At 65.5% G+C, this 6788-nt stretch carries 9 protein-coding genes; 3 read left to right on the forward strand and 6 right to left on the reverse strand.

The window, feature by feature from the left end:
• The 6 genes from HP546_RS23510 to ccmA form a co-directional block, all read right to left on the reverse strand.
• Positions 1 to 1066 (reverse strand): heme lyase CcmF/NrfE family subunit (locus HP546_RS23510; protein WP_172230188.1); only part of this gene is annotated, 1066 nt, incomplete at its 3' end.
• A gap of 11 nt (positions 1067 to 1077) precedes the next feature.
• The gene (ccmE, locus tag HP546_RS23515) at positions 1078 to 1533 is read right to left on the reverse strand and encodes a cytochrome c maturation protein CcmE (RefSeq protein WP_172230176.1); all 456 of its coding nucleotides are present in this window, start codon (positions 1531 to 1533) and stop codon (positions 1078 to 1080) included.
• The gene (gene ccmD / locus HP546_RS23520) at positions 1530 to 1706 is read right to left on the reverse strand and encodes a heme exporter protein CcmD (protein WP_012273475.1); all 177 of its coding nucleotides are present in this window, start codon (positions 1704 to 1706) and stop codon (positions 1530 to 1532) included. Before ccmD ends, ccmE begins: the two co-directional genes overlap by 4 nt.
• Positions 1703 to 2470: a heme ABC transporter permease gene (locus HP546_RS23525; protein ID WP_172230178.1), complete on the reverse strand. Its 768-nt coding sequence runs from the start codon at positions 2468 to 2470 to the stop codon at positions 1703 to 1705. Before HP546_RS23525 ends, ccmD begins: the two co-directional genes overlap by 4 nt.
• 46 nt (positions 2471 to 2516) lie before the next feature.
• On the reverse strand, positions 2517 to 3185 hold the full coding sequence (gene ccmB, locus HP546_RS23530) for a heme exporter protein CcmB (RefSeq protein WP_172230180.1): 669 nt from the start codon (positions 3183 to 3185) through the stop codon (positions 2517 to 2519).
• Positions 3182 to 3814: a cytochrome c biogenesis heme-transporting ATPase CcmA gene (gene ccmA / locus HP546_RS23535; RefSeq protein WP_172230182.1), complete on the reverse strand. Its 633-nt coding sequence runs from the start codon at positions 3812 to 3814 to the stop codon at positions 3182 to 3184. Before ccmA ends, ccmB begins: the two co-directional genes overlap by 4 nt.
• Before the next feature lie 268 nt (positions 3815 to 4082).
• On the opposite strand from ccmA, the gene HP546_RS23540 reads away from it, so the two are divergent.
• The 3 genes from HP546_RS23540 to HP546_RS23550 form a co-directional block, all read left to right on the forward strand.
• Positions 4083 to 5639, forward strand: a complete 1557-nt coding sequence (locus HP546_RS23540) for a flagellar hook-length control protein FliK (RefSeq protein WP_172230184.1) — start codon at positions 4083 to 4085, stop codon at positions 5637 to 5639.
• Positions 5636 to 5977, forward strand: coding sequence for an EscU/YscU/HrcU family type III secretion system export apparatus switch protein (locus HP546_RS23545; protein ID WP_172230186.1), 342 nt, complete (start codon positions 5636 to 5638; stop codon positions 5975 to 5977). Before HP546_RS23540 ends, HP546_RS23545 begins: the two co-directional genes overlap by 4 nt.
• 70 nt (positions 5978 to 6047) lie before the next feature.
• The coding region (locus HP546_RS23550; RefSeq protein ID WP_372242458.1) for a dermonecrotic toxin domain-containing protein at positions 6048 to 6788 on the forward strand (741 nt) is incomplete at its 3' end.

Consider the following 6788-nt stretch of genomic DNA (forward strand, 5'->3'; position numbering starts at 1 on the left):
TGTTGGCCAGCAGCAACGTCTCACGCGACCACAGGGTGAAGCCGACCTGGCTCTTGACCACAGGCGCACGCAGGGCGAACAGGGTGAGCGAACCACCGACCACGAACAACAGGAAGATCAGGATGAAAATGCCGCGCGACGGGTCGGCAGCAAATGCGTGCACCGAGGTGAGCACGCCGGAACGCACCAGAAAAGTCCCCAGCAGGCTCAGCGAGAACGCGGCAATGGCCAGCAGCACGGTCCAGCTCTTGAACACACCGCGTTTTTCGGTCACTGCCAGCGAGTGGATCAGCGCCGTGCCCACCAGCCAGGGCATGAACGAGGCGTTTTCCACCGGGTCCCAGAACCACCAGCCCCCCCAGCCAAGCTCGTAATAAGCCCACCAGGAGCCCAGGGTGATACCCACCCCGAGGAAGGCCCAGGCGACAATGGTCCAGGGCCGCGACCAGCGCGCCCAGGCTGCGTCCAGGCGACCGCCGAGCAAGGCGGCGATGGCGAAGGCGAAGGCCACCGAGAAGCCCACATAGCCCATGTACAGCATCGGCGGGTGGACGATCAGACCGAAGTCCTGCAGCAGCGGGTTAAGGTCACGGCCATCGGTCGGCACCTGCGGCAGCAGCCGCTGGAACGGGTTGGAGGTGATGATCAGGAAGCTCAGGAAGCCCACGCTGATCATGCCCATTACCGCCAGCACTCGGGCCAGCATCACCTGCGGCAACTGCCGCGAGAACACCGACACGGCGAAGGTCCAGCCGCCGAGGATCAGCGCCCACAGCAGCAGCGAACCTTCGTGGGCACCCCATACGGCACTGAACTTGTAGTACCAGGGCAAGGCGCTGTTGGAGTTGCTGGCTACATAGGCAACCGAGAAATTGTCGGTCATGAAGGCATGGGTCAGGCAGGCGAAGGCAAAGGCCAGGAAGGCAAACTGCCCCCAGGCCGCCGGCCGCGCCAGGCTCATCCACAGGCTGTCGCCACGCCAGGCGCCGAGCAGCGGCACGCTCGCCTGCACGATGGCAAAGCAGATGGCCAGGATCATTGCCAGCTGGCCGAGTTCGGGGATCACCAGTGCAGCGTTCATGGCTTGGCCTCCGCGCCGGCGGCGGCCTGGCCGCTTTCCTTCAAGGCCTTGGTGACCTCGGGTGGCATGTACTTCTCGTCGTGCTTGGCCAGCACCTCATCGGCCACGACCACGCCTTCGGCGTTGACCTTGCCGAGGGCAACAATACCCTGCCCTTCGCGGAACAGGTCGGGCAGGATGCCGCGGTAGGTGATGGGCACCGACTTGTTGAAATCGGTGACCACGAAGCGCACGTCCAGCGAGTCGGCCGAGCGCTGCACCGAGCCCTTCTCGACCATGCCGCCGGCGCGGATGCGCGTATCCTGCGGCGCTTCGCCGTTGGCGATCTGGGTGGGTGTGTAGAACAGGTTGATGTTCTGCTGCAATGCGCTCAAGGCAAAGCCGACGGCAACCCCGACGCCGACCAGCAGGCCGACGATGAGCAACAGGCGTTTCTTGCGCTGCGGATTCACTGGTTGTTCTCCCGGCGCAAACGGCGCGCCTCTTCTTGCAGGTAACGACGGCGGGCCAACAGGGGTGCGGCGACATTCAGCGCCAGCACTGCCAGGCAAATGCCATAGGCCGACCACACGTACAGGCCATGGTGGCCCATGGCGAGAAAGTCACCGAAGGTGGCAAAACTCATTGTGCCGCCCTCCGCCCCAGGCTGTTCAACACTTCGTCCTTGACCCAGCTGGCGCGCGCTTCGCGCTTGAGCACTTCAAGGCGCATGCGCAGCAACAGCACGGCGCCGAAGAAGCAGTAGAAGCCCAGCGCCGTGCACAGCAACGGCAGCCACATCTCGGCGGGCATCGCCGGTTTTTCGGTCAGGGTGAAGGTGGCGCCCTGGTGCAGGGTGTTCCACCACTCCACCGAATACTTGATGATCGGGATATTGATCACGCCGACAATCGCCAGCACCGCGCAGGCCTTGGCCGAACTGTCACGGTTACTGATTGCCTGGCCCAGCGCAATGATGCCGAAGTACAGGAAAAGCAGGATAAGCATGGACGTAAGTCGTGCATCCCAGACCCACCAGCTGCCCCAGGTCGGCTTGCCCCAGATGGCGCCGGTGACCAACGCCACGGCGGTCATCCAGGCGCCGATCGGCGCGGCGCATTGCAGGGCGACGTCGGCCAGTTTCATCTTCCACACCAGGCCCACCACCCCGGCCACTGCCAGCAGCACATAGCAGGACTGCGCCAGCATCGCCGCCGGCACGTGGATATAAATGATGCGGAAACTGTTGCCTTGCTGGTAATCCTCGGGCGCAAAGGCAAGGCCCCAGGTGATGCCGACCGCCAGCAGCAGCACGGCAGCGCCAGCCAGCCAGGGCAGCATGCGGCCGCTGATGGCATAGAACCATTTGGGGGAGCCCAGCTTGTGGAACCACGTCCAGCTTATTTTCATCAGGGTACATCCAGGGTATTTGCCGGGCTTGAGAGCCCGGGACTCGTTATTCGCCAACGCTGATCTTCAGGCCAGCCGCTATCGCAAAGGGTGCCAGGGTCACGGCCAGGGCCGTCAGGCTGGCGAGCCAGAGCAGGTGGCCGGTTGCGGGCATATTCTGCAACGCCGCCTGCAACGCACCACTGCCCAGGATCAATACAGGGATATACAACGGCAGAATCAGCAATGCCAGTAACAAACCACCACGCTTCAGACCGACCGTCAGCGCGGCACCTACCGCACCCAGCAAACTCAACACCGGCGTACCCAGCAACAAGGAAGCGAGCAACACCGGCAAGCACTGGCTGGGCAGCCCCAGCATCAATGCCAGCAGTGGCGCCAACAGTACCAGTGCCAGCCCGGAAAAGATCCAGTGCGACAGCACCTTGGCCAGCACCAGCAGCGCCAGCGGATGCGGCGACAGCACCCATTGTTCCAGCGAGCCGTCTTCGAAATCGCTGCGGAACAGGCCGTCCAGCGAGAGCAGCACCGCCAGCAGCGCCGCCACCCAGACCAGGCCTGGCGACAAGGTTTGCAACAATTGGCTTTCCGGGCCGACCGCCAGCGGGAACAAGGCCACGACGATGGCGAAGAACACCAGCGGGTTGGCCAGCTCGGCCGGGCGCCGGAACAGCAAGCGCGCTTCACGGCGCAGCAGCAGGATGAATACGCTCATGCGGCCCACTGCCCCAGGTTCAGCTCACGGTAACCGGACGGCTTGCGGTCGAGCGTGTGGTGGGTGGTCAGCACCACCGTGCCGCCCTGCTCGCAGTGGGCTGCCAGGTGCGCTTCAAGTTGCGCCACGCCTTGCTTGTCGAGGGCGGTGAACGGCTCGTCGAGAATCCACAGCGGCGGGCAGGCCAGGTGCAGCCGGGCCAGGGCCACGCGGCGCTGCTGGCCGGCAGACAAGGTGTGGCAGGGCACGTCTTCGAAACCGCGCAGGCCTACTGCCTGCAGCGCCGCCCAGATCGCATCGCGGCTGGCGGGCTGGTGCAAGGCGCATAACCAGGTGAGGTTTTCCTCGGCAGTGAGCAGGTCCTTGATACCGGCGGCATGGCCGATCCACAGCAGGATGCTGGCCAGGGCATGGCGCTGCTCGGCCAATGGCTTGCCGCCCAGCAGGATCTGCCCGGCGGTCGGCTGCATCAGGCCCGCCAACAGGCGCAACAGGCTGGTCTTGCCACTGCCGTTGGGGCCGCTGATCTGCAGCATGTCGCCGGGCCGCAGCTCGAAAGCGAGGTGCTCGAACAGCAGGCGCCAGTCGCGCTCGCAGGCCAGGCCTGCGGCTTGGAGGTGAAGGGTCACGGTTTCGCCTTATCTTGGTAGGGCCCAGCCCGATATTTTGCCTGTTTCGCGGGCAAACCCGCTCCTACCGGTACCGCGCAGCGCTCGGATGCTGCACAAAAACCTTGTGGGAGCGGGTTCACCCGCGAAGCAGGCAACACCGCGCTGACGCCCTCATGTCTCAAGTCGCCCCCCGCGCTGCCGTTATACTGGCAACCACGGGCGCTCGGCATTATTACACGCGCCGCCGCGCTGCCAAGAGGCCGGGCTCGACAGGTTGTATACAATCATGACTGAAATCAATAGTCTCGGCACACAAACCGCGATCAACAACCAAGCCATGAAGGCGGGCATGACCGGCGAACTGCTGCGCCTTATCCAGGCACAGCCCGGTTTGCTGGCCCCCGGCGAGACCGCGCAGGCCCAGGTGGTGTCGTTGCGCCAGACGGGCCAGGAATTCCAGCTGGTGCTGCGCCTGATCCAGGCCAACGGCGTGCAGACCCAGCTGCAAGCCAGCGCCAGCCAGCCCCTGCCCCAAGGCAGCCAGGTCACGGTCAGCCAGACCGAAGGCAATCGCCTGGCGATCCTGCTGCAGCAAGCCAACGCCAGCCAGATCGCCACCCTCACCCGCCTCGATACCAGCAAAGTGCCAGTGGGCACCCTGCTGCAAGGCAAGGTCGTGACCAATCAGCTGCTGCCCCAGGGCCCTGGGCAACCCGCCGCCTACCGGGCGCTGGTCAGCCTGCTCAACAGCGCCCAGGCCGGCGCTACCCTGAGCATCGACAGCCCGCGCCCGCTGGCCATCGGCAGCCTGCTCAGTGCGCTGGTGCAGGGCGACCAGTCGCTGCGCTTCGTGCCGCTTAGCGGACGGCAGGACCAGCTCAATATTGCCCAGCAGCTGCTGACCCAGCAAAACCGGCAGGCCTCGCTGCCCGGCCTGCTTAACGCCCTGCAACAGCTGACCCGCGACCCAGGCGTCGAGGGCAACCTGCGGGCCAGCGCCGAACGCCTGCTGGCCGGCCTGCCGGACGCGCGGCAACTGGGCGACGCCAAGGGTGTGGCCCAGGCCTTGAACAACAGCGGGGCCTTCCTCGAAGCGAAACTGCTGGGCGGCTTCCCTGCCAGCGTCGCTACCGACCTGAAGGCGCACCTGCTGCGGCTGGTGGCACAGGCGCCGATCAACCCGACCGGCGCCCCCAACCTGGCCCCGGCCAGCCTCGCCGTGACCATGCCGGCGCTGGCACGCGGCGCACTGGGCATGCTCGAGCGGGTCAGCCCCAAACCGCAGCCCGGGGCCTTCCCGCTGCCGTCGCGCCTGCTCAAGGCCATGGAAGAAGAAGGCGACCTGCAGCAACTGCTGCGCCTGGCCGCTGCTGCCGTTTCACGCCTGCAAAGCCACGCCATGAGCAGCTTGCAGCAAACCGGCACACTGGAAAACGGCAACCTGCAGAGCACCTGGCAAACCGAAGTGCCGATCCGCCACGGCCAGGAGTTCATCCCCTTGCAGGTGAAGCTGCAGCGCGAGGAAACCCCGCAACAACAGGCCGACCGTCAGCATGAGGCGCAAGACCCGCTACAAGCCCTGTGGCGCATCGAGCTGGCCTTCGACCTCTCACCACTGGGCCCCATGCAGGTCCAGGCGCAACTGAGCCAGGGCCGGCTGAGCGGGCAGCTGTGGGCAGAACGCGAACAAACCGCGCGGCTGATCGACACCCAGCTCGGCGCCCTGCGCGAACGCCTGCTGGCCCGCGGCCTGGATGTCGGCGACCTGGAATGCCACCCCGGCACCCCGCCACAAGGCCCGCGCACGCGGGTAGAGCAACGCTGGGTGGATGAAAACGCATGACTCAGAAGCATCCCCGCCAGGCCATCGCCCTGAGCTACGACGGCCAGCAAGCCCCCACCCTCAGCGCCAAGGGCGACGATGCACTCGCTGAAGCCATCCTGGCGCTGGCCCGCGAACACGAGGTGCCGATCTACGAAAACGCCGAATTGGTGCGCCTGCTGGCGCGCCTGGAGCTGGGTGAGCAGATCCCGGAGGCGCTGTACCTGACCATTGCAGAGATCATTGCATTTGCCTGGCAACTGCGCGGCAAGGTGCCGCCCGGCTTCAGTGACGAACCCGCCACGCCCCGCGACATCACCCCGGTAACCCTGCTGCCGCCACCAGGCGACAACCGGTAGCTATCTACCACCCCCTGTCGGCGTCACCCGTTCAGCCTTGCCCTTTCCAAAAATGAGCAAGGTGAACACCATGTCCACGACCCGCATCAACGCCGCCGGCGTGCAGTATGTTCGCGACCACCTGCGCCAGGTGCCTCGCCCGGACCAGGAGGCCAGCCGCGCCCTGCGCCAATGGCTGGCCAGGCAGGGCCATGATCTCGACCCCACGCAGATCGACGTGGTTACCTTGCATCACGCCCCCGATGTGCGAGCTGGCCACCTGGTCGCGGTCACTCAGCGTGCAAGCCTGGTCGAGGCTCTGCTGGCCAACTGGCAGGGGGTAACCAACAACGATCTGTTCGGCGCCCTGTTTCGCCAGCCGTGGGCCGGCAGCTTGCCTGGCGGTCCGCTGCGCCTGGTCGAGACCTTGCCGGCACCGGCGCTCAACCACTATGGCGCCCCATACCAGGTATTCAACGGGCTGTTTCGCCGAACCTCGCCGCAACGCTATGACGCCTCGACCCTCCTGCCGATAGCCGCCGAGGCATTGCAGCGCTTCATCGCCGCCCTGGACTTCCATATCCCCTTCAAGGCCCAGCTGGACCGCTACTGGCGAGACCACCTGAACGGCCACCGGCTGGCCAGCAAGCTCAACTTCATCGCAGCTTGTAACAAACAGGTCAGCGAAGGCAGCCTCAGCGAGGCAGCAAGAAGGTTGATATGGCAAGCCGGCGGGCTGATGCCACGTGACAGTGCGCTACGGGTGAGCATGTTGAACATCTACGGCTACGCAGCCACCGATCTGTTGTGCCTCAAGGCCCCCGCCAGCGGC

Origin of the sequence: Pseudomonas sp. CM25 (assembly GCF_013179705.1) — a bacterium.
Taxonomy (GTDB): domain Bacteria; phylum Pseudomonadota; class Gammaproteobacteria; order Pseudomonadales; family Pseudomonadaceae; genus Aquipseudomonas.